The sequence below is a fragment of the Lentzea kentuckyensis genome, from assembly GCF_002150765.1.
Lineage (GTDB): Bacteria > Actinomycetota > Actinomycetes > Mycobacteriales > Pseudonocardiaceae > Lentzea > Lentzea kentuckyensis.
Genome location: NZ_MUYM01000161.1, coordinates 1 through 20,613, shown reverse-complemented (window position 1 = coordinate 20,613; position 20,613 = coordinate 1). Strand labels below are relative to the sequence as shown.

The 20,613-nt window shown below is 68.8% G+C and carries 19 protein-coding genes; 8 read left to right on the top strand and 11 right to left on the bottom strand.

Going from position 1 to position 20,613, the window contains the following annotated elements; genetic code table 11:
• The first annotated feature begins 20 nt into the window (after positions 1–20).
• Positions 21–1,064, top strand: a complete 1,044-nt coding sequence (locus B0F77_RS44495) for a DUF4192 domain-containing protein (RefSeq protein ID WP_086669096.1) — start codon at positions 21–23, stop codon at positions 1,062–1,064.
• On the opposite strand, the gene B0F77_RS44490 is transcribed toward B0F77_RS44495, so the two are convergent.
• From B0F77_RS44490 to B0F77_RS44475, 4 genes are read right to left on the bottom strand one after another with little or no spacing between them, the layout of a single operon-like run.
• Complete coding sequence (locus B0F77_RS44490; RefSeq protein ID WP_086669095.1) at positions 1,034–3,037, bottom strand: alpha/beta hydrolase family protein; 2,004 nt, start codon at positions 3,035–3,037, stop codon at positions 1,034–1,036. The two genes, B0F77_RS44495 and B0F77_RS44490, sit on opposite strands and share 31 nt — an antisense overlap.
• A gap of 6 nt (positions 3,038–3,043) precedes the next feature.
• Positions 3,044–4,006: a UDP-glucose 4-epimerase GalE gene (galE, locus tag B0F77_RS44485; RefSeq protein WP_086669097.1), complete on the bottom strand. Its 963-nt coding sequence runs from the start codon at positions 4,004–4,006 to the stop codon at positions 3,044–3,046.
• 36 nt (positions 4,007–4,042) lie between these two features.
• On the bottom strand, positions 4,043–5,218 hold the full coding sequence (gene galK / locus B0F77_RS44480) for a galactokinase (RefSeq protein WP_086669094.1): 1,176 nt from the start codon (positions 5,216–5,218) through the stop codon (positions 4,043–4,045).
• Positions 5,215–5,910 (bottom strand): iron-dependent transcriptional repressor DtxR, encoded by a 696-nt coding sequence (locus B0F77_RS44475; RefSeq protein ID WP_086669093.1) that lies wholly within the window; start codon positions 5,908–5,910, stop codon positions 5,215–5,217. The genes galK and B0F77_RS44475 overlap by 4 nt, the downstream gene beginning before the upstream one ends.
• Positions 5,911–5,988: 78 nt before the next feature.
• On the opposite strand from B0F77_RS44475, the gene B0F77_RS44470 reads away from it, so the two are divergent.
• Positions 5,989–6,840 (top strand): sulfurtransferase, encoded by an 852-nt coding sequence (locus B0F77_RS44470; RefSeq protein ID WP_086669092.1) that lies wholly within the window; start codon positions 5,989–5,991, stop codon positions 6,838–6,840.
• 32 nt (positions 6,841–6,872) lie between these two features.
• Here B0F77_RS44470 and B0F77_RS44465 read toward each other — a convergent pair whose 3' ends face one another.
• Positions 6,873–7,487, bottom strand: coding sequence for a DUF3558 domain-containing protein (locus B0F77_RS44465; protein ID WP_086669091.1), 615 nt, complete (start codon positions 7,485–7,487; stop codon positions 6,873–6,875).
• A gap of 157 nt (positions 7,488–7,644) precedes the next feature.
• Here B0F77_RS44465 and B0F77_RS44460 point away from each other — a divergent pair, with 157 nt between their 5' ends.
• The 5 genes from B0F77_RS44460 to B0F77_RS44435 all read left to right on the top strand — a co-directional run bounded on the left by B0F77_RS44460 (position 7,645) and on the right by B0F77_RS44435 (position 14,070).
• Positions 7,645–8,817 (top strand): acetoin utilization protein AcuC, encoded by a 1,173-nt coding sequence (locus B0F77_RS44460; protein WP_086669090.1) that lies wholly within the window; start codon positions 7,645–7,647, stop codon positions 8,815–8,817.
• Between the two features lie 6 nt (positions 8,818–8,823).
• Positions 8,824–11,535: a bifunctional acetate--CoA ligase family protein/GNAT family N-acetyltransferase gene (locus B0F77_RS44455; protein ID WP_086669089.1), complete on the top strand. Its 2,712-nt coding sequence runs from the start codon at positions 8,824–8,826 to the stop codon at positions 11,533–11,535.
• 235 nt (positions 11,536–11,770) lie between these two features.
• Positions 11,771–12,514 carry a glutamate ABC transporter substrate-binding protein gene (locus tag B0F77_RS44450; protein WP_245849474.1) on the top strand — a complete coding sequence of 248 codons (744 nt, stop codon included), beginning with the start codon at positions 11,771–11,773 and terminating at the stop codon, positions 12,512–12,514.
• 31 nt (positions 12,515–12,545) lie between these two features.
• Positions 12,546–13,313, top strand: coding sequence for a GntR family transcriptional regulator (locus B0F77_RS44445; protein WP_086669087.1), 768 nt, complete (start codon positions 12,546–12,548; stop codon positions 13,311–13,313).
• 361 nt (positions 13,314–13,674) lie between these two features.
• Positions 13,675–14,070 carry a hypothetical protein gene (locus B0F77_RS44435; RefSeq protein WP_207311825.1) on the top strand — a complete coding sequence of 132 codons (396 nt, stop codon included), beginning with the start codon at positions 13,675–13,677 and terminating at the stop codon, positions 14,068–14,070.
• Between the two features lie 68 nt (positions 14,071–14,138).
• Here the strand turns inward: B0F77_RS44435 and B0F77_RS47510 are convergent, their stop codons facing one another.
• The 6 genes from B0F77_RS47510 to B0F77_RS44405 form a co-directional block, all read right to left on the bottom strand.
• Positions 14,139–14,729, bottom strand: a complete 591-nt coding sequence (locus tag B0F77_RS47510) for a hypothetical protein (RefSeq protein WP_143467245.1) — start codon at positions 14,727–14,729, stop codon at positions 14,139–14,141.
• A complete protein-coding gene (locus tag B0F77_RS44425; protein ID WP_086669083.1) occupies positions 14,722–15,312 on the bottom strand; it encodes a hypothetical protein in 591 nt (196 codons plus the stop codon). Before B0F77_RS44425 ends, B0F77_RS47510 begins: the two co-directional genes overlap by 8 nt.
• A 69-nt stretch (positions 15,313–15,381) precedes the next feature.
• The gene (locus B0F77_RS44420; RefSeq protein ID WP_086669082.1) at positions 15,382–16,560 is read right to left on the bottom strand and encodes an RtcB family protein; all 1,179 of its coding nucleotides are present in this window, start codon (positions 16,558–16,560) and stop codon (positions 15,382–15,384) included.
• 10 nt (positions 16,561–16,570) lie between these two features.
• Complete coding sequence (locus tag B0F77_RS44415; protein WP_211294352.1) at positions 16,571–17,266, bottom strand: hypothetical protein; 696 nt, start codon at positions 17,264–17,266, stop codon at positions 16,571–16,573.
• Between the two features lie 48 nt (positions 17,267–17,314).
• On the bottom strand, positions 17,315–18,115 hold the full coding sequence (locus B0F77_RS44410) for an ABC transporter permease (RefSeq protein WP_086669081.1): 801 nt from the start codon (positions 18,113–18,115) through the stop codon (positions 17,315–17,317).
• Positions 18,112–19,068 (bottom strand): ATP-binding cassette domain-containing protein, encoded by a 957-nt coding sequence (locus B0F77_RS44405; RefSeq protein WP_086669080.1) that lies wholly within the window; start codon positions 19,066–19,068, stop codon positions 18,112–18,114. Before B0F77_RS44405 ends, B0F77_RS44410 begins: the two co-directional genes overlap by 4 nt.
• 99 nt (positions 19,069–19,167) lie before the next feature.
• Here B0F77_RS44405 and B0F77_RS44400 point away from each other — a divergent pair, with 99 nt between their 5' ends.
• Positions 19,168–20,487, top strand: coding sequence for an NAD(P)-binding domain-containing protein (locus B0F77_RS44400; protein ID WP_086669079.1), 1,320 nt, complete (start codon positions 19,168–19,170; stop codon positions 20,485–20,487).
• Positions 20,488–20,613 lie beyond the last annotated feature (126 nt).

Below are 20,613 nucleotides of genomic sequence, written 5' to 3'. Positions count from 1 at the left end.
CCACCCACCACTGTGGTCCCATGCCCACAACCGCCCCGAAACCCGTCCGAGTCCGAGCCCCTGGCGACCTCTACGCCGCGATCCCGCACCTGATGGGGTTCCACCCGGCTGACTCACTTGTCGTGCTGGCGCTGAAAGACCACTTGATCAGCATGACCATGCGCGTCGACCTGCCGCGCCCACGACATAGGGGCATGCTCGCCGCTCAGCTGGAAGCACCGCTGCTCGAACAAGGCGCGACCGAAGTGATCCTCGCGGTGGTGTGTGCGCCCTCGGAGCACATGCCCGAGGAACTGCCGCACACACCACTGGTCAACGCGCTCAGGCACAGGCTGGGCGGCGTGGGCATCGAGATCGTCGAGGCCGTCTGGCTGCCTGCGTGCGAGAAGGACGCGCCCTGGCTCTGCTATCTCGACATCGACTGCCACGGGACCCTGCCGGACCCCCGGTTGTCCACGCTGGCTGCCGCGTCGGCGCATGAGGGCAACGTGACATTCGAGTCGCGTGCGGCGATGGCCGCGATCGCCGCACTGGACGCACCCGGCGCGTTGGAGCGCAGATCCGCGTTGCTCGACGACCTCATGACGAGTTCCGGCGAACCCGATCCGAGCACCGAACTGCGTCGGGTACGCGATGCGATCGACGCTGTGCAAGAGCGCAAGGGACCCTTGCCGGACAAGGAGATCGTCGCGTTGGCGAGGGCACTGGCCGTGCCCGAAGTGCGTGACGCGAGCATGGGGTTCGCGGTGGGGGCTAAGTCCAGGCAGGCCGAGCACCTGTGGCTGGAGCTCACCAGGTCGTGCCCGGCACCGGAACGCGTGGAACCCGCGTGCCTGCTCGCGTTCTACGCCTACCAGCGTGGTGACGGCGGGATCGCGTCCATCGCGCTCGACGCGGCCGACGACGCCTGCCCGGGGCACGCGTTGAGCAAGCTCCTCCGTTCTGCCCTCAGCGCCGCGTTCCCGCCGGAAGAGATGAGGGCGCTGTCCACGAAGTACATGGACAGCGCCCGTCAGTTGCTCGCTGCCGGCTCTCAGAGCAGTTCCGGCCGCTCCCAGTCCTGATCCAGGACGTGCTCGGCCAGGAACGCCCACACCGTCTCGTACCAGACCCGAGAGTTGCCGGGGGTGAGAATCCAGTGGTTTTCGGTTGGGAAGTAAAGATATTTCGCATTGACCCCGTGGCGGACGAGGTCGAAGTACAGCCGATGCCCCTCGCCGATGGGAACCCGGTAGTCCTTGTCCCCGTGGATGACGAGCATCGGAGTCTTGATGTCGGCGACCCGCAGGTGCGGGGAGTTGGCCTGGATCCGCTCCGGCTGGGTGAGGGGGTCGCCCATCTCGCGCATCCAGAAGTAGGAGCTGTCGGTGCCGCCGGAGAACGCGTCGAGGTGCCACAGGGACGCGTGCGTGACGATCGCGCGGAACCGGTCGGTCTGGGTGGCGATCCAGTTGGCCATGTAGCCGCCGAACGATCCGCCCATGGCGGCGGTCCGGGAGGCGTCGATGTCGGCCCGCTCGGCCGCGACGTCCGTGATGGCCATGAGGTCGGTGTAGGGCTCGGCGCCCCAGCGGCCCCAGCCGGCCTTGATGAAGTCGGGGCCGTACCCGGTGGACAGGGCGGGGTCGGGCAGGAGGACGGCGTAGCCGCGAGCGGCCATCAGCCAGGGGTTCCAGCGCCAGGTCCAGCCGTTCCAGCTCATGACCGGACCGCCGTGGACCCACAGGAGCAGCGGGGCGGGGGAGTCGGCGGAGGCGTCTTCCGGCAGCACCAGCCAGGAGCGGACGGTCCTGCCGTCGGCGACGACCGTGGAGATCTCGGTGAGCGTGCCCGGCACCTCCGGGATCGCGCCGGGAGCGCGCAGCCGTTCTGGCTCCTGGTCGGCTCCGGTGGCGGAGAACCGCACGGGCTGTGGCGGGTGGTCGACCGAGTTGCGCAGTGCGTACAGCGTCTTGCTGTCCGGGCTCACGACCAGATCGCTGTAGTAGCCGGAGACCGTCAGCTTCGTGATCTCACCGGTCGCGAGGTCCAGCCGCCAGAGCGGCTGGTGCCCGAGGTGGCTGGCGGTGAAGAAGACCGCCGACCCGTCCGGGCTCACCACTGGGTGGTGCGGTTCCTCCGGGAAGTCGGGCGCCAGTGGCGTGATCGAGTCGTCCGTCAGATCGATGCGCACCAGACCGTGGCGGTGTGGGGAGTCCGGAGTGGACTCACGGAACCGAATCGCGATGACGGCAGCGGAGTCCGGCGTGAAAGCGGCGCTGAAGAAGGAGAAACCTTCTTCGGAGGCTATGACCCGTGGCGCGCCACCGGTCGTGGCGACGATCCGGAGTTCGGTCCTGCGGCCGTAGGCGGCGCTGACGTCCACGGCGTGGCCGTAGACGGCCCACTTCCCGTCTGGGCTGAGAGCGACGTCCTCGTCGCTGAGCCGGCTTTCGGAGTCTTCGCTGAGGGTGGTGACTTTCTCGGCGCTGATGTCCGTGAGAGGAGCCGCGAACAACCGCGGGTAGGCGGGACCGAGGTCCGTGTCCCAATATCGGATCGGGTACGACTCGTGCAGGATCGCTGTCACGCCGGCGTCCTCGCGAGCCTTGCGCTTGGCGTTGTCGTCGTCGCCGAACTCACGAAAGCGGTACGCCGACGACGTGAACAGCACCGTCTCACCGGCGGCGCGCAGCTGACCGACTCCGCTCCCCGGCCGCAGGATCTCAGCGGCCTCACCGCGGACCGGAAGCCGCCACAGCGCCTTCTTGTCGTTGCTCTCACCCGGTTTCGCGAGCGGATCCGGGCGGGCCGACAGGAACAGCAGCGATCCGTCCTCCGCGAACACCGGGGAGGAGTCGCCCTTGGCGGAGCGGGTCAGCCGGACGGCGTCCCGTTCGCCGGTGGGGTCGACCTCCCAGAGAGCGCCCTGCCATGTCTTGCCGTCCGGGGCGAGGGAGGAGACGACCGTGACGAGCCGTGTGCCGTCCGGGGACAGTGCGAGCGACGCGAGTCGCGGGGTGGCGTTGTAGCTCTCGAAGGAGGCGAAGTCGGTCATCCCTGCTCAGGCTCCGTGCCGGGCGCGGGTGAACTCCCACGCGTCGCGGACGATGCCGGCGAGGTCGGCGCGCTCGGGCTTCCAGCCGAGGTCCGTGCGGGCGCGCTCGGCGGAGGCGACGAGGACGGCCGGGTCGCCGGCGCGCCTGGGGGCGACGACGGCGGGGATCGGGTGGCCGGTGACCTCGCGACAGGTGTCGATGACCTGCTTGACGGAGAAGCCGGTGCCGTTGCCGAGGTTGTAGATCCGGTGCTCGCCCGCGGTGGCGTGGTCGAGCGCGAGGAGGTGGGCGTCCGCGAGGTCCGTGACGTGGATGTAGTCGCGGACGCAGGTGCCGTCCTCGGTGGGCCAGTCCTCGCCGTAGATCGAGATGTGCTCCCGCTGCCCGAGGGCGACCTGGAGCACGAGCGGGATGAGGTGCGTCTCGGTCGCGTGCCGCTCGCCGATGCTGCCGTAGGCGCCGGCGACGTTGAAGTACCGCAGGCTCGTCGCCGCCAGGCCGTGCGCGGCGGCGTACGACGTGATCGCGTGGTCGATGGCCAGCTTGGTGGCGCCGTAGGTGTTGGTGGGCGCGGTCGGCGCGGTCTCGGGGATCGGCACCTCCCGCGGCTCGCCGTAGGTCGCGGCAGTCGAGGAGAAGACGAGCTTCGGCGTGCCGTGATCCTTCATCGCGTCGAGCAGATGAATCGCGGTCAGGACGTTGCCCGTCCAATACTTGCCGGGGTCCTGCATGGACTCGCCCACGAGGGACTTCGCCGCGAAGTGCAGAACTCCGTCGAAACCTTCCGCGAGGACATCGCCGATCACCTCGGCGATGTCACCCCGGATGAAGCGCGCTCCCGCGGGGACGGCGTCCTCGTGGCCGGTGGAGAGGTCGTCCAGGACGACCACCTCGTGCCCGGCTTCGAGCAGCCTGGCGGCGCACACGCTGCCGACGTATCCGGCCCCGCCCGTGACGAGCAGCTTCACCACAGTCCTCGCATTCCTGGTAAAGATCGTTGTTCGCTACCGGTCCCGGCCCGCACCCGCGGACGGAACCGCCGTGAAGAGCCTCGGCCGCGTGAGCGAACGCGAGGCGAAACCGGCGAGCACGGACCGTTCGACCTCCTCGTGCCGTTCGACGGGCACGAGGGCGATGGCCGAACCGCCGAAGCCGCCGCCGACCATCCTGGCGCCGAGGGCGCCCGCGGCCATCGCGGACTCGACGGCGACGTCGAGCTCCAGGCAGGAGACGCGGTAGTCGTTCCGCAAGCTCGCGTGGGAGGCCGAGAGGTGGGGGCCGACGTCGGCGAGCTTGCCCGCGCGGAGCAGTTCGACGGTGCGCAGGACCCGGTCGTTCTCGGTCACGACGTGCCGCACCAGCGGACGCAGCTCTTCGGGCAGCCGGACGAGCGTGTCGTCGAGCTCGGCGAAGTCGACGTCGCGCAGCGCGGGAACGCCGAGGATGCCGGCGGCACGTTCGCAGCCCGCCCGCCGGGCCCCGTAGCCGCCGTCGACGAGGGCGTGGCTGGCACGCGTGTCGATGACGAGGACCTCGAGCCCGCTGGCAGCCGCGTCGAACGCGACCTGCTCCGGCTTGCCGGAGCGCACGTCGTAAAACAGGGCGTGCGCTTCGATGCAGCACAGCGACGCGGTCTGGTCGAGGATGCCGGTCGGCGCGCCCACGAAGTCGTTCTCGGAGCGCTGCACCCAGCGCGCGATGTCCGTCCGCTCGGCGTCGACGCCAGCGAGGCCGAGCAGCGCGAGGGCGACGGCGCACTCCAGGGCGTGCGACGAGGAGAGACCGGCCCCCGCGGGCACGTCGCCCGCGATGACGAGGTCGGCACCCCCGGCGACGGCGATCCCCTGCTCGCGCAGGGCCCAGGCGACGCCACCGGGGTACGCGGCCCACCCCTTGACGGTTCCGGGGACTAGGTCGGCCACGACGACCGGGTCCGCGCTCTGCACCCCGCCGTCGTCGCCGAGCGTGCTGACGGTCATCACGCCGTCGGTACGCGGCGACGCCGCGACCGCGATGCGGTGGGGCAACGCGAACGGCAGCACGTAGCCGTCGTTGTAGTCGGTGTGCTCGCCGATGAGGTTGACGCGGCCTGGTGCCGACCAGACCCCTTCGGGAGCTCGTCCGTGCAGTCGCTGGAAGGCGTCGGCGGCCTTCGCCGCCGGTGTGGTCGTCTGGGTCACCGGGCGAGCACCAGGACGGCGTGGGCGACAGCGGGGTCGAGCTCGGCGGTGTTGCCGTTGCCGCCGCGCACCTGGACGACCTTCGCGCCACCGAGCGCGTGGACCTCCACGGTGCCGCCCGGCACGACGCCGGCGTCCTTCAACTCGGCCATCAGGTCCGGGTCGAGCTGGACGTGCTCGGCGATGCGGCGCACCTCGACGCGTCCGCCGCCGCGGCGGGCCACCTCGTCCACGCGCACCAGGTCCGCCTCGGCGGGCGGGGCGGGCTCGCCGTCGCCCAGCTTGTCGAGGCCAGGGATCGGGTTGCCGTAGGGCGAGGTGGTGGGGTTGCCGAGCAGCTTGATGAGCTTGCGCTCGACCGCCTCGCTCATCACGTGCTCCCAGCGGCATGCCTCGCTGTGCACGTGCTCCCATTCGAGCCCGATGATGTCCACGAGGAGGCGCTCGGCGAGCCGGTGCTTGCGCATGACGGCGATCGCGAGGTTGCGGCCCTGCTCGGTGAGCTCGAGGTGGCGGTCCTCCGCCACGACCACCAGGCCGTCGCGTTCCATGCGGCCCACGGTCTGGCTGACCGTCGGTCCACTTTGGCCGAGGCGCTCGGCGATGCGGGCGCGCAGTGGCACCACGCCCTCTTCCTCGAGCTCGTAGATCGTGCGGAGATACATCTCCGTCGTGTCGATGAGGTCGTTCACACCCGCTCCCCTTCGTATGGCGTCAATGGTAGTCGTGCCGGGGGACACAGGTGTCCGCGCGGGTGCAGGATGTGAGCCGTGCATCCCTTGATCACTCCTGAGGCCCTCGCCGATGCGCTGCGTACGCGTCCGGCCACTGTTGTGCTGGACGTCCGGTGGCGCCTCGGCGGACCACCCGGACGCCAAGACTACGAGGTCAGCCACGTGCCCGGCGCGGTGTACGTGGATCTGGACACCGAGCTGTCCTCTCCGCCCGGTGTGGGTGGCCGGCATCCGCTGCCGGATCCGGAGCGGTTGCAGGAGGTGCTGCGCCGCGCGGGTGTGCGCGAGGACGGCCAGGTGGTGGCGTACGACGCGGGGGACGGGTCGGTCGCCGCGCGGGTGTGGTGGCTGCTGCGGTGGGCCGGTCATGGCGAGGTCGCGGTGCTGGACGGCGGGTTCGCCGCTTGGGAGGCGGCCGGGCTGCCGGTCACCGCGGAGGAGCCGGCGCCCCTGACAGGTGACGCGGCCGGGGACGTGGCGGTGCGGGCCGGGCAGATGCCCGTGCTGGACGCGGACGGGGCGGCGGCGCTTGCGCAGGAGGGTGTGCTGCTCGACGCACGGGCGGTGGCGCGGTACCGCGGCGAGACCGAGCCGGTGGATCCCAAGGCCGGGCATGTGCCGGGTGCGCTCAACGCGCCAACGACCGGGCATGTCGGTGCGGACGGGCGGTGGCTCGGCGGAGAGGAGCTGGCTGCGCGGTTCGCTGAGCTCGGTGTGTCGGGTGACGTGGCTGTTGGCGCGTACTGCGGGTCTGGCGTGACCGCGTCGTCCGTCGTGCTCGCGTTGGAGGTTGCCGGGATCACGTCGGCCGAGAAGCCTGCGGCCCTGTACGCCGGGTCGTGGTCCAACTGGTGTGCGTTGGACCGGGAGGTCGCCACCGGCGGCTGAGGTCGTTCGGCTGGTGTGGTCCGGACGGCGGGTCAGGCGTTGGGGATGCGGTTGAAGCCCTCGGTGGCGAGCTTCAGCGCGGTGGCGCAGGTGTCCAGGTCGTCGATCGCCAGGACGCTCACCGAGAAGGCCGGGGTGATGACGGTCGGGTCGTCGGTCAGCATGACGGTGACCTGGCAGTCCTCCTTGGAGGCGGTTACCTGCCACGCGGTGTTGCCACCGATCTCGATCTGCTTCTTCTCGCCGTCCGAGCCCACCACGTCGGGGACCGTGACCATCTGGGTGATGACGGTGGACGGGCCCGTGGTGCTGTGGATGCAGCCGCCGTCCGCCGAGGACTTGCCGCCGGTCGCGGCTTCGATGTCCGCGGCTTTGAGGACGCCGCAGGTTTCGAGGCCCGCGGCCTTCTTCTTGGTGGTGATCTTCACGTCGCCCGGCTTCTGGACGGTGGGGTCCGCGGGCTTCGTGGCCGAGGTGCTGGCGGGCGGCTTCTTCGTGGTCGAGGTGGGGTCGGTGGGGTCCGGCGCCGCGTTGGTGTCGGCTACGGCGGAGCCCTTGACCTGTTCGCTGCAGCCGGCGACGGCGGCGAGGGTCAGGCCCAGGGACAGGCACAACGCGAGGATGTTGGCCGCTGGTCGCAGGTGCATGTCGCCTCTGACCCCTGTTCGGTGGGTTCGGTTCCGGGTTCGGGGGCCCGGCGAGTGGGGACTGTAGGCGGCGTGGGCGCTGTGGGCATGAAGTGGCGGGCGCGCGGCGACCAATCGTGATCACCGGTTGGGCCGATCGGTGGGTAGGTTGCTGGGCATGGGTAAGCCAGCCGCTGTTGTCTGGGATCGGTCCTTCCTCGCGTACGACCTCGGTGGCGACCATCCGCTCAATCCCGTCCGGCTCGACCTGACGGTCCGGCTCGCCACGGCGCTCGGGGTGCTCGAAGGGGTCGAGTTGCGGGTGCCCGAGGCGGCCAGCGACGAGGAGATCGAGCTGGTGCATCGGCCCGGCTACTTGAGCGCTGTGCAGGCGGCGCCCACGGCCGGGTGGGACGTCGGGCACGGGTTGGGGACGCCGGACAACCCCGTCTTCGAGCGGATGCACGAGGCTTCGGCGCTGGTGGTCGGCGGATCGTTGGCGGCGGCGCGTGCCATTGCGTCGGGCGAGGCGGATCGGGCGGTCAACATCGCCGGTGGATTGCACCACGCGATGCCGGACAGCGCGGCCGGGTTCTGCGTCTACAACGACTGTGCGGTGGCCATCGAGTGGCTGTTGCGCAGCGGGGTCGAGCGCATCGCTTATGTCGATGTCGACGTGCATCACGGGGACGGGGTGCAGACGGCGTTCTGGGACGACCCGCGGGTGCTGACGATCTCGTTGCACCAGCATCCGATGAGCCTGTGGCCGGGGACCGGGTGGGCCGGTGAGGTCGGCGGCGCGGGGGCCGAGGGGAGTGCGGTCAACGTCCCGTTGCCGGCCGGGACGCGGGACGGCGGGTGGATGCGGGCGTTCCACGCGACGGTGCCGGCGTTGTTGAAGGCGTTCCGGCCGCAGGTGCTGGTTACCCAGTGCGGTGTGGACACCCACAAGGAGGATCCGCTCGCGGATCTGGCGTTGAGCGTGGACGGGCATCGGGCGATCTACCAGGCGTTCCGGGAGCTGGTGAACGAGCACGGGTTCAAGTGGCTCGCGCTGGGCGGCGGCGGGTACGAGCTGCTCAGGGTGGTGCCGCGGTCGTGGACGCACCTGCTGGCGACGGTGCTGGATCGCGACGTGGACCCGAACCGGCCGTTGCCGGCGGAGTGGGTGGCGCATGCGACACGCATCGCGCCCGGCTGGCCGTTGCCCACGTCGATGACGGATGGATGCGACGCTGGGCACCAGCCGTGGGGCGGCGACACGGAGGAGCCGGTGGACAAGGCGATCCGTGACACGCGCCGTGCGGTGTTCCCGTTGCACGGACTTGATCCCGACGACCCCAGGGACTGAAGCCCCATGCCGGAAACGGACGCCGCCAGAGACGACGCCGGTAGAGACGCCGCCGCCGGAGACGCTGTCGACCATGCCGGCGAAGAAGCCGGCAGGGACCCGTTCGACTTCCCGAGGCATTGGGAGGCGGACGTCGTCCTCAGCGACGGCGGCACCGTCCACCTGCGGCCGATCACGCCGGACGACGGCGAGAGGCTCAGGGAGTTCCACGGCCGGCTGTCCGAGCGCACGCGGTACTTCCGCTACTTCGGGCCCTACCCGCGGATCCCGCAGCGGGACCTCGAGCGGTTCAGCACCGTCGACCACCACGACCGGGTGGCGCTCATCGCGTTGCTCGGCGACGACATCGTCGCCGTCGGCAGGTTCGACCGGCTCCACGGCGGCAACCACCAGGGGGAGAGCGCCGAGGTCGCGTTCGTCGTCGAGGACGGGCACCAGGGGCGTGGACTGGGCAGCATCCTGCTCGAACACCTCGCCGCGGCGGCCAGGGAGGTCGGACTGACCCGGTTCGAGGCCGAGGTGCTCGCCGAGAACGGGCAGATGGTCCGGGTGTTCCGCGACGCCGGCTACCAGGTCAGCAGGGCGTTCGAGGAGGGCGTGCTGCACCTGGAGTTCGCGATCGACCCCACCGAGGAGTCCGTCGCCGTCGCCAGGGCCCGCGAACAGGCCGCCGAGGCCCGCAGCGTGCACAACCTGCTGCATCCCAGGTCGGTCGCGGTCATCGGCGCCTCCACCGACCCGACCAAGATCGGGCACGCGGTCCTCAAGAACCTCCTCGAAGCCGACTTCAACGGCCCCGTCTACCCGGTCAACGCCGAGCATCGCGCCGTCCGAGGCGTCCGGGCGTACCCGACCGTGCTCGACATCCCCGACGACGTCGACCTCGCCGTCGTCGCCGTTCCCGCGGCCAGCGTCGACGAGGTCATGGACGCCTGTCTCGCGAAGGGCGTGAAGGCGCTCGTCGTCGTGAGCTCCGGCTACGGCGAGACGGGCCCGGACGGTCTGTCGGCCGAACGCAGACTCGCCGCCGAGGCCAGAGCGCACGGCATGCGCGTCGTCGGACCGAACGCACTCGGCGTGCTCAACCTCGACCCCAAGATCCGCCTCAACGCGAGCCTCGCCCCGAAGCTCCCCGCACGGGGCCGCGCGGGCTTCTTCTGTCAGTCGGGCGCCCTCGGCACGGCCATCCTCGCCAACGCGGCCGGCTGGGGCCTCGGCCTGTCCACGTTCGTCTCGGCGGGCAACCGGGCCGACGTCTCCGGCAACGACCTGCTGCAGTACTGGGAGACCGACCCCGCCACCGACGTCGTGCTGCTCTACCTGGAGTCGTTCGGCAACCCGCGCAAGTTCGCGAGGCTCGCCAGACGGCTCGGCCGCACCAAGCCCATCGTCGCGGTCAAGTCCGGCCGGCACGCCGTCGTCCCTGGCCTCGCCGCCACCGCCGCGAAGGTCGACGAGGCGAGCGTCCAGGCGCTGTTCGAGCAGGCCGGCGTGATCAGGGTCGACTCGCTGGCCCAGCTGTTCGACACCGCGCTGCTGCTGGCCCACCAGCCGCTGCCCACGGGCAAGCGCGTCGCCGTCGTCGGCAACTCGACCGCCATCGGCCTGCTCGCCGCCGACACGTTGCTCGCCCAGGACCTCGAACTCGCGGGCGACCCCGTCGACGTCGGCGCCCAGGCCACCCCCGAGGAGTTCGCGAAGGCGGTCGAAGAAGCACTCGACCGCGCCGACACCGACGCTCTCGTCGTCGTGTTCGTGCCGCCGATCGCGGTCCCCGGCGCCGCCTATGCCCGCGCGCTCAAAGAAGCCGCGCACCGCACGAAACCGATCGTCTCGACGTTCCTCGCGGTCGAGGGAATTCCGGATGAGCTGAAAATGCCAGGGAAGGGCTCGATTCCCAGCTACGCCAGTCCGGAACGCGCCGTTCTCGCATTGGCCCGCGCCGTCCGCTACGCCCGCTGGCGTGCCGCGCCCCAGGGCAACTTCACGCGGCCCGACGGCATCGACGCCGACCGAGCCCGGTCCATTGTGGACAACACCGACACCGAACGACTGCTCGACGACCACACCGCCGTCGAACTCCTGAACTGCTACGGCATCGACGTCGTCCCGTTCCGCATCGCCCACAACGCCGAAGAGGCGGCCGAAGCCGCCGGCGAACTCGGCTACCCGGTCGCGATGAAGGCCACCACCGAACGCCTCCGTCACCGCACCGATCTCGTCGGTGTCCGGCTCGACATCGCGCAACGCGAATCGGTCATGGCCGCCTACCACGACCTCGCCGCGCTGAGCGGCAAGCCGGGCGTGTACGTGCAACGCATGGCGCCCAAGGGAGTCAGCTGCGTCCTCGGCCTGCAGGACGACCCCAGCTTCGGCACGCTGGTCTGGTTCGGACTGTCGGGTCTGGTCAGCGACCTCCTCGGCGACCGCGCCTACCGGGCGGTACCACTCACCGACACCGACGCCGCCGAACTCGTTGCGGCACCGAAAGCCGCGCCGCTACTGACCGGTTACCGCGGCGACGAACCCGCGGACCTGAAAGCACTTCAGGATCTGATACTCCGTTTGGCCGCATTGGCGGAGGACCTTCCGGAGGTGCGTTCGTTGAAGCTCGAACCAGTTCTTGCTTCTGCCGCAGGGGCTTTCGTCAGCAGCGCACGCGTCGTCGTCGGTCCGCCCCCGTCGCTGCACGACGCCGGTCCACGCCGCTTGCGCTGACCCGTCGACCGCAACGATTCCGTTGACTCATTCACCCAGAGGTATGGACATGCGTCCCGTCGCCGCTTAGGTTTCCGGCATCGCCGAGCAACGTTGCCCATGGTGCGTCGGCGCATGCCCGTGATCCACGCTGTAAGAGGGACGAATGACGTCGAGAGCGCTGCTTCGCCTGGTTGCGACAACATGTGCGGCCGTGCTTCTTCTGGCCTCCTGCGCGGGAGGTGACCAGTCCACCATGGTGGGAAAGGTCAGCTCGAACGACCGCATGACCGTCGCCGTGTCGTTCGACCAGCCGGGCATGGCGGTGCGCAGGCTCGACGGCAGCTACCGCGGCTTCGACGTCGACGTCGCCAAGTTCATCGCGAACGAACTGGGTGTCAAAGAAGAGAACATCACCTGGAGGGAAGCGCAGCCCGGCAACCGGGAAACGCTGCTGACCAGCGGTGAGGCCGACATGGTCGTCTCCACCTACTCGATCACGGACAAGCGCAAGGAGATCGTCGACTTCGTCGGCCCGTACTTCGTCGCCGGCCAGGACCTGCTGGTGCGCATGAACGAGACCCGCATCGACGGCCCCAAGTCGCTCAACGCGAGCCTGCGCCTGTGTTCCACCGCGGGCTCCACGTCGGCCGCGTACGTCAAGGAGCAGTTCGCCAAGGACGTGAACCTGGTCGAGTACGCCAAGTTCAGCGACTGCGTCACCGCGCTGCTGGCCGACAACGTCGACGCCGTCACGACCGACGACGTGCTGCTCGCCGGTTACGCCGCCCAGAACCCCGAACTACTGCGCGTGGTCGGTGACCCGTTCAGCAAGGAGGAGTACGGCGTCGGCCTGCACCGCGACGACCCCAGCAGCAAGGCCAAGGTCCAGGCGGCGCTGCAGAAGATGATCGATTCGGGTGCCTGGCGCAAGTCGCTGGAGACGAACATCGGATCTTCTGGCTACAAGATCCCCGATCCGCCGAAGCTCGCGCCCTGATCACACGGGGCGTGACGTAGGCTCACGCCACGTGAACCGCGTCCCGCCGCACCGCGCTGATCGACCCGTTCGCGCGGGCATTCCCGAACACGGCCGAGTCCCGCGCTACTACGCGGTCAAGGCCGAGCTCTTCGACCTCGTCGAGACCCTCGGTGAAGGCACCGTCCTGCCGTCCGAACGTGAGCTCGCCGAACGGTTCTCCGTCTCGCGCGTCACGCTCCGCCAGGCCGTCAGCGAACTGGTGCTCGAAGGCCTGCTCATCCGCCGCCAGGGCAGCGGCACGTTCGTCGCGCCGCCGAAGCTCGTCCAGCCGCTGTCGCTCGTCAGCTACACCGAGGGCATGCGCCGTCAGGGCGTCGAGCCGAACCGCACGGTGATCACGGTCGAGGAGATCGGAGCCGACGACGGTCTCGCCCGCGACCTGATGCTCGAACCCGGCGACCCGGTCGTGCACCTCGAACGCGTCCTGCTCGCCGACGACGAACGCATCGGCCTCGAATCGACCTACCTGAGCCTCGGCCGCTTCCCGGGGCTGCTGGAGAAGCTCGACCCCGCCGGGTCGCTCTACGCGTGCCTCACCGAACGGCTCGGCGTGCGTTTCGCCGAGGCCGAGGAACGCGTCGAGACGGTGCTGGCCACGCCCCGCGAGGCGTTGCTGATCGGCACCAACCCGGCGCTGCCGATGTTGCTGCTGCACCGCGTCTCCTATGACGTCGACGGCCACCCGATCGAACGCGCCCGATCGCTGTACCGCGGTGATCGGTTCAGCTTCGTCGCGAGGCTGCACGCCGACCGCTAGGGCGCTCACTGTCCGAAATGGACTGACTGCGCCACGTCGACTTCGCGGCCCGGAATTCCTTTTGGGTCCCAACGGAAGCGGTGTTCGAGAAGCCGCGCACTTTGCGTGACTTCCCCGATGCGTCCGGGAGGTTGACGTTCGGCGGTTCCGCGCGGGGTGGAAGGTCCTGCACGAACCCGGACGAGAAGCTGTTCGTGGGCCAGATCGTCAAGCTGGACAACGGGTTTCGCACGCCTTGTCACGTTCCGCGCTGGAGCGGGTGACCCGCGGCTGAAGTGACTGCGGGTCACCGGACCCCGTGCGGCCTCAGGAAGATACCGCCCGTTCGCACTCGTTTCCCGTTCAAGCCGCGGAGGTACTGTTGACGCTACGAATTCAGAACGTCCGCAACGGTGCGGAGGAGCGGGGGTGTGCCGTGTCCTTCAAGGCGGAGTTCCTCGCTGAGCTCGAAGACTGCCTGCGCGGCTACGGCGCGGTCCCGGTGAGCAATCCCGACGCGTTGGCGTTGTTCATCGAGTTCGTGCGGGCACTTCCGGAGAGCGACCAGAAGCTGCGCTGTCTCGAGGGTGTCGACCAGGGTTCCGGGTCGTTCTGGAACAACCCGGCGGTGTGGTGGGAGCAGGTGCCCCGGTTCGGCACGGGACTGCCGCGTTGTGGATCGGCGGAGTGCCGCAAGTTGCTGGACGACATGCTGGACGAGGCCATCAGCGACGAGATCGACGTGCTGGAGATGGAAATCCGCGAGCTGCCGAGCTGAATCAGCGGAGCTGAACATGCCTGCCGGCGCCGCCACCTGTTACGGCCACGGCGCCGGGGCTTCAACACCTATTTGACGGCGACGAGCGACTTGAACAGTTCCCGATAGCGGTGGAGAGCCAGTCGCAGGTCCTCGGTCTGTGGATCACCGTTTCCCTCGAGCTGCTTGGTGAGGGAACGGTGGCGGGTGGTGACTTCCTCGAGCGCGCGCGTCACGAGCTCGTCCGCCTTGCGAACGGCCGCCTTCGGGTCGTCGACGAACTCGTACTGCACGGCCTGCCACTCTTCTTCGAGCCTGCCGGACGGCCGCTGCTCGCGCTGCTCGGTGCGCTGCTCGCGCTGTTCTGCGCGCTGCTCGGTGCGCTGCTCGCGCTGTTCCTGGTGCTCGGCGCGGTGCTCGCGCTGGTCGGCACGCGACGGCTGGGACTGGGCCTGAGTCTGGGCTTGCTGAGCCTGTGACTGCGGCGTGCGCTCGTCGTGGCGCTCAGTCTGCCTCTCCGCCTGCTGCCTTTCCGCCTGGTGCTCCGCCTGCTGACCGCGCTCGGACTGCGAGGAGCGATCGGCCTGCTGCGGCGTCTGCTGTGACGTCTGCTGGGGGTTCTGCTGCGGGCGCGCCGGAGTGGGCGTCGGAGCCGCCGAGTGGGTGGGTGCCTCAGACATCCGTCTTCTCCTTTCGCACGGCCTCACTGTCCTTGTCCTTGCGTGGAGCCGCACCTCGTTCGAGCAGGTCGGTGAACAGCTCGCGGTAGTGCACCATCGCGGTGCGCAGGTCCTCGGTGCTCGCCTCGCCGATCTCCTGGCGTTCGGAGATGTCGTGCGCCTTGCGGTAGTGCTCCAGGGTCCGCGCGTGTTCCACGGACAACACGCTCAGCTGCGCCTCGTAACCCTCGGTGGGATAGCCGCGCTCGGCCATCAGGTCCGTCACCAGTCGGTCGGCATCCGCGATCGCGCTCTCCGGCGAATCGACGAACTTCGCCTGCACGTTGGCCCAGTGCCGGCGGTAACTGTCCTGCGCCGTAGCGGAAAGCGGCTTCAGGTCGAACTCGCTGTGACGGTGCTCCCGCTCGGCGAGTTCCTTCTCCGCGGCCGTTCTGTTGTCGCTGTGCTCGACCGCGCGGTCGTACTCGGGGCCGAAGCGGTCGCGCAACTTCTTGCGTTGCATGGCGGGCCTCAGCACGAACGCGAGGACGACCAGCACCACGAGAACCGCGACCACCAGGCCGATGATGGCGCCCGTTGACATGGAAAACCTCCAAGACAGGCAAATGTCTCTGCTGTCCTGGAGGCTTCCCACGTCACCGCAAGGGAAACATCAACCCTTGATACAAACCACCTGCTTGAGCTTGGCCACGATCTCCACCAGGTCCGACTGGTTCGCCATCACGGTGTCGATGTCCTTGTAGGCGCCCGGAATCTCGTCCACCACGCCGGAGTCCTTGCGGCACTCGACCCCACTTGTCTGGGCGGCGAGATCCTGTGTCGTGAACGTCTTGCGGGCCTTGTTGCGCGACATCCTCCGGCCGGCGCCGTGCGACGCCGACTCGAACGAGTCCGGGTTCCCGAGGCCGCGCACGATGTACGAGCCGGTGCCCATCGAGCCCGGGATGATGCCCAGCTCGCCGCGTCCGGCCCGGATCGCGCCCTTGCGCGTCACCAGAACGTCCTCACCGAAGTGGTTCTCCTCGGAGACGTAGTTGTGGTGACACGAGATCGGCTCCTCGAACCGGATGCGCGGGAAGTCGGCGCGCAGCACGTCGCAGACCAGACGCAGCATGACCGCGCGGTTGCGCCGCGCGTAGTCCTGCGCCCAGTACAGGTCGTGCCGGTACGCCGCCATCTCGGGCGTGCCCGCGAGGAACACGGCGAGGTCCGGGTCCGGCAGCTCGGCGTTGTGCGCGAGCTTGCGCGCCACCGAGATGTGGTGCTGCGCCAGCTCGTTGCCGATCCCGCGCGACCCGGAGTGCAGCATGACCCACACCTGCTGGTCGGTGTCCAGGCAGACCTCGAGGAAGTGGTTGCCGCCGCCGAGCGTGCCCATCTGGTGCATCGCCTTGTCGGCGCGCGCCTTCACAACAGGCGTCAGGTCGTCGAACCTCCGCCAGAACGGCGCCCAGTCGGCCGCGTCCCTTTCGGTGAAGGCGGTCGCCTTGTGCTGTCCGAAACCGACGGGAACCACGGCCTCCATGCGCGACCGCAGACGGCGCAACGTCGCCGGCAGGTCGCTCGCCGTGAGCGAGGTGCGCACGGCGGTCATGCCGCAGCCGATGTCCACGCCGACAGCCGCGGGGGAGACGGCGTCGCGCAACGCGATCACCGACCCCACCGTGGCGCCCTTTCCGTAATGCACGTCGGGCATCACGGCGATGTGCTTGACGGCCCACGGCAGCGCGGAGATGTTCTGAAGCTGTTGCATGGCGAACTCCTCGACCTCGTCCGGTCGAGTCCACATTCGGATGTCCACGTTCTGGCCGCGGACCACAGTTGCTGCCATGGGTACGAGGTTAGGCGGCGTTCTGGTTGATCCACAAAGGAGTTTCCTGGGTAGTTTCCCGGGGAGTCTCGGCACTCACGAACTCCCAGTCGCCCTTGCTCACCTTGGCCTTGCTCATGTCGCCACCGAGATTGGTGACGAACGCGCGCACGGTCGGGAGGTCGTTGACGTCCGCGATGAGGATCGCCTTGTTCCGCAGCGTGACGCTGCCGCCGCCGAGCTTTTCCCGGGCGACCGCGTCCTTGAGGAGGCCTTCGCGGACCTGCTGGGCGGTGATGCCGTCGACCTCGACCTGAACGGCGTCGACCTTCGGCGAGTTCGCGGGCAGGAAGCGGAACGTGAGCACCGACTCCTGCCTGAACTGCTTGCTGATCGTCGAGGCCGTGTGCCGCAGGCTTTCCTCGTTGAGGGTGACGTCGAACTTGCGCGAGCGCTCGAACGTCGTCTGCCGCAGATCGCTCGACCAGAACACGCCGTCGAGCAGCGTGGACCGGGTGGTGATGCCGCCGTTGGCGAGCACGATGCCGCGGACCTCGCGGTCGAACTTGACCAACTTGTCCTGCAGGCGCGGATCATCGGGGTCGGTGATGATCGCGGTGTTGTTCGTCGCGAAGATCTCCGGGCACGGCAGCGGTGCGCCCGCCGCCGTGCCCGTGGAGATGGTGATCGCCAATACGGACGTGACTGCCACGAGAAGCTTTCGCATGTGGCACAACGTATTGGCCCGGGGTGTCCGGGGCATACCCCGTTCCACTCAGCGGGCCACCGCGCGTTTGTACTGGTAGTTGGCCAGCGGTACGAAGATCAGCAGGAAGATCACCACCCAGCCGAGTGACGCGAGCACGGGATGCTGCAACGGCCAGGCGTCCGGCGGTGTCTGCAACGGCGAGGTGTTGCCGAAGAGCTCGCGGGCGGCCAGCGTCACGGCCGACACCGGGTTCCACTCCGCGATGTGCCGCAGCACCGAGGGCAGCTTCTCCGATTGCACGAACGTGTTCGCGATGTAGGTGATCGGGAAGATGAAGATGAAGCTCGCGTTGTTGAACACCTCGGGACTGCGCACCAGAAGCCCGATCCACGCCATCGCCCATGAGAACGCGTATGCGAACAGCAGCAGGATCGCGACCCCGGCGAGCGCCTCCAGCGGTGACGAGTGGATGCGCCAGCCGACGATCAGGCCGGTGATCATCATGATCACGATGACCAGCGCGTTGTTGACCAGATCGGACGTCGTGCGGCCCACCAGGACCGCTGAGCGCGCCATCGGTAGTGAGCGGAACCTGTCGATGATGCCCTTGGTCATGTCCTCGGCGAGCCCGCTGCCGGTGATGGTGGCGCCGAACAGGACTGTCTGCGCGAAGATGCCGGCCATCAGGAACTCGCGGTAGTCCATGCCGGGGATCTCGATCGAGCCGCCGAACACGTAGGCGAACAGCAGCACGAACATGATCGGCGCGGCGGTCGAGAACACCAGCAGGTCCGGCACCCGCTTGATCTTGATCAGGTTGCGCTTGGCGACGACCGACCCGTCGGCGAGTGCCTGCAGCAGCTTCACTTCTCGTCCTCTCCCTCGGCGTGGTGGCCGGTCAGAGTCAGGAACACGTCGTCCAGCGTCGGCCTGCGCAGTCCCACGTCGAGCACCTTCACCGACTCGGCGTCGAGCCGCCGGATCGCCTCCATCAGCACCGAGGACCCGCCGGCGACCGGCACGGTGAGGTGGTGCTGGCGCTCGTCGGACTCCATCGCGCCCACCGCGAGATCGGCGAGCGCGGTCCGGGAGATGTCGAGTTCGGCGTTCGTGGCGACGGAGAGTTCGAGCCGTTCGCCGCCGACCTGTTCCTTCAGCTGGTCGGCGGTGCCCTCGGCGATCACCTTGCCCCGGTCGATCACGGCGATCTGGTCGGCGAGGCGGTCGGCCTCCTCGAGGTACTGGGTGGTGAGCAGGACCGTGGTGCCGCCTTTGACGAGTTCCTCGATGACGTCCCACATGCCGAGCCGCGACCGGGGATCGAGGCCCGTGGTGGGTTCGTCGAGGAACAGGACTGACGGCTTCGCGACGAGCGCGCCCGCGAGGTCGAGCCTCCGTCGCATGCCGCCGGAATAGCCCTTCACGGGACGGTCTGCGGCGTCCTCGAGATCGAACCGGGCGAGCAGTTCGCGGGCCCGCTCGCGGCTTCTCGCGCGTCCGAGGTGGTAGAGGCGGCCGACCATGTCGAGGTTCTCGAACCCCGTCAGGTTGTCGTCGACCGCGGCGTACTGGCCGGACAGGCCGATGCTCCTGCGGAGTTCGTTGGCTTGCTTGCGGACGTCGAGCCCGGCGACGCGTGCCGACCCCTCGTCGGCGTCGAGCAGGGTGGTGAACACCCGTACCGCCGTCGTCTTGCCCGCGCCGTTGGGGCCGAGCAGACCCGTGATGGTGCCCTCGGGCACCTTGAGGTTCAGGCCGTTGAGTGCGACGACCGACCCGTAGCGTTTGACCAGGCCTTCGGCCACGATCGCGTCTGTCATGCGGGCATCATGTCGTCCCGGTCCGACAATTTCGTCCGATTTCGGCACTTGCCCCGTGGTGATTGACAGCCACGCCGAACGTGAAAATACTTCAGCCTCATGGACCGCGTGTGCGTCATCGGGGCAGGCTCTTCCGGCATCGCCGCATGTCAGGTGCTCAGCGCCCGCGGCATCGAGTACGACTGCTTCGAGTCGGGATCCGACATCGGCGGCAACTGGCGCTACCTCAACGACAACGGCATGTCGTCCGCCTACCGCTCGCTCCACATCAACACCTCGCGGCAGATGATGGAGTTCAAGTCCTTCCCGATGCCCGCGAACCTCCCGGCCTACCCCTCGCACTTCCAGATCGCCGAGTACTTCGACGACTTCGTGAAACACCACGGGTTCCGCGACCGCATCCGATTCCGGACCGAGGTCGTCTCGGTTTCGGTCGCTTCGGGTGGGTATTCGGTCACGACCCGCGACCGTGACACGGGTGCGGAGGTTTCGTCGTCGTACAACTCGGTCATCGTCGCGAACGGGCATCACTGGTCGCCGCGGATGCCGGAACCCGCGTTTCCCGGCTCGTTCGACGGCGAGGAGCTGCACGCGCACTTCTACAAGACGCCGGAACGATTCGCGGACAAGAAGGTGCTGGTTCTCGGCATCGGGAATTCGGCGTGCGACATCGCGGTCGAGTCGTCCCGAGTGTCTTCGCGGACGTTTCTGGCGATGCGGCGAGGCGCGCACATCATGCCCAAATACCTGTTCGGGATGCCGACCGATCACCTGACGACCTCGCCGCTCGCCCGGTTCGCACCGGCCTGGCTTCAGGCGCTGTCCCTGCGGGCGATGCTGAGGCTGGCGCGAGGCAGGCTCTCCGACTACGGGTTGCCCGAGCCCTCGCACGGGATCCTGGCGGCGCACCCGACGGTGTCCGACGACCTGCTGACGCGGCTCGGGCACGGCGACATCACGGTGAAGCCGAACGTCGCCCAGCTGGACGGGTCCGGCGTGGTCTTCGCCGACGGCAGCCGCGAGGACGTCGACGTCATCGTCTACTGCACCGGGTACAAGGTCGAGTTCCCGTTCCTGGACTCGGCCGCGTTCCCCTCCGTGTCGTCCGCGGACAACGAGGTGTCGCTGTATCGCCGGGTCGTGGATCCGGCGCATCCCGGGCTGTACTTCCTCGGGTTGATCCAGCCGCTGGGGGCGATCATGCCGCTGGCCGAGGCGCAGGCGGAGTGGATCGCCGACCTGGTGTCGGGGCGCGCGGCGTTGCCCTCGGTGCCGGAGATGAAGGCGGAGATCGCCTCCTACCGGCAGTCGCTGCGGAGCCGGTACGTGAAGTCGAAGCGGCACACGTTGGAGGTCGACTTCCTCGGGTACCAGCGGGAGCTGCTGGAGGAACGCCGCGCCGGCGCCGCCCGCCGTTGAGACCCCTTTGCAATGAGTCTTTTGACATCGTCCGCAAACGTCTTTTGCATCCGGGCGGCTGGCCGCACCGATATATCAGTGGCGCGGCGGCTGTGAGCTGGGTCTTAGCAATGAGTCTTTTGACGA

Coding starts and splice junctions, on each gene's coding strand:
- B0F77_RS44420 (WP_086669082.1), bottom strand. CDS start 16,560: ATGGCAGCAACTGTGGTCCGCGGCCAGAACGTGGACATCCGAATGTGG.
- B0F77_RS44450 (WP_245849474.1), top strand. CDS start 11,771: ATGGTGGGAAAGGTCAGCTCGAACGACCGCATGACCGTCGCCGTGTCG.
- B0F77_RS44465 (WP_086669091.1), bottom strand. CDS start 7,487: ATGCACCTGCGACCAGCGGCCAACATCCTCGCGTTGTGCCTGTCCCTG.
- B0F77_RS44495 (WP_086669096.1), top strand. CDS start 21: ATGCCCACAACCGCCCCGAAACCCGTCCGAGTCCGAGCCCCTGGCGAC.
- B0F77_RS47510 (WP_143467245.1), bottom strand. CDS start 14,729: ATGTCTGAGGCACCCACCCACTCGGCGGCTCCGACGCCCACTCCGGCG.
- B0F77_RS44455 (WP_086669089.1), top strand. CDS start 8,824: ATGCCGGAAACGGACGCCGCCAGAGACGACGCCGGTAGAGACGCCGCC.
- B0F77_RS44405 (WP_086669080.1), bottom strand. CDS start 19,068: ATGACAGACGCGATCGTGGCCGAAGGCCTGGTCAAACGCTACGGGTCG.
- B0F77_RS44425 (WP_086669083.1), bottom strand. CDS start 15,312: ATGTCAACGGGCGCCATCATCGGCCTGGTGGTCGCGGTTCTCGTGGTG.
- B0F77_RS44460 (WP_086669090.1), top strand. CDS start 7,645: ATGGGTAAGCCAGCCGCTGTTGTCTGGGATCGGTCCTTCCTCGCGTAC.
- B0F77_RS44400 (WP_086669079.1), top strand. CDS start 19,168: ATGGACCGCGTGTGCGTCATCGGGGCAGGCTCTTCCGGCATCGCCGCA.
- B0F77_RS44490 (WP_086669095.1), bottom strand. CDS start 3,037: ATGACCGACTTCGCCTCCTTCGAGAGCTACAACGCCACCCCGCGACTC.
- B0F77_RS44415 (WP_211294352.1), bottom strand. CDS start 17,266: ATGCGAAAGCTTCTCGTGGCAGTCACGTCCGTATTGGCGATCACCATC.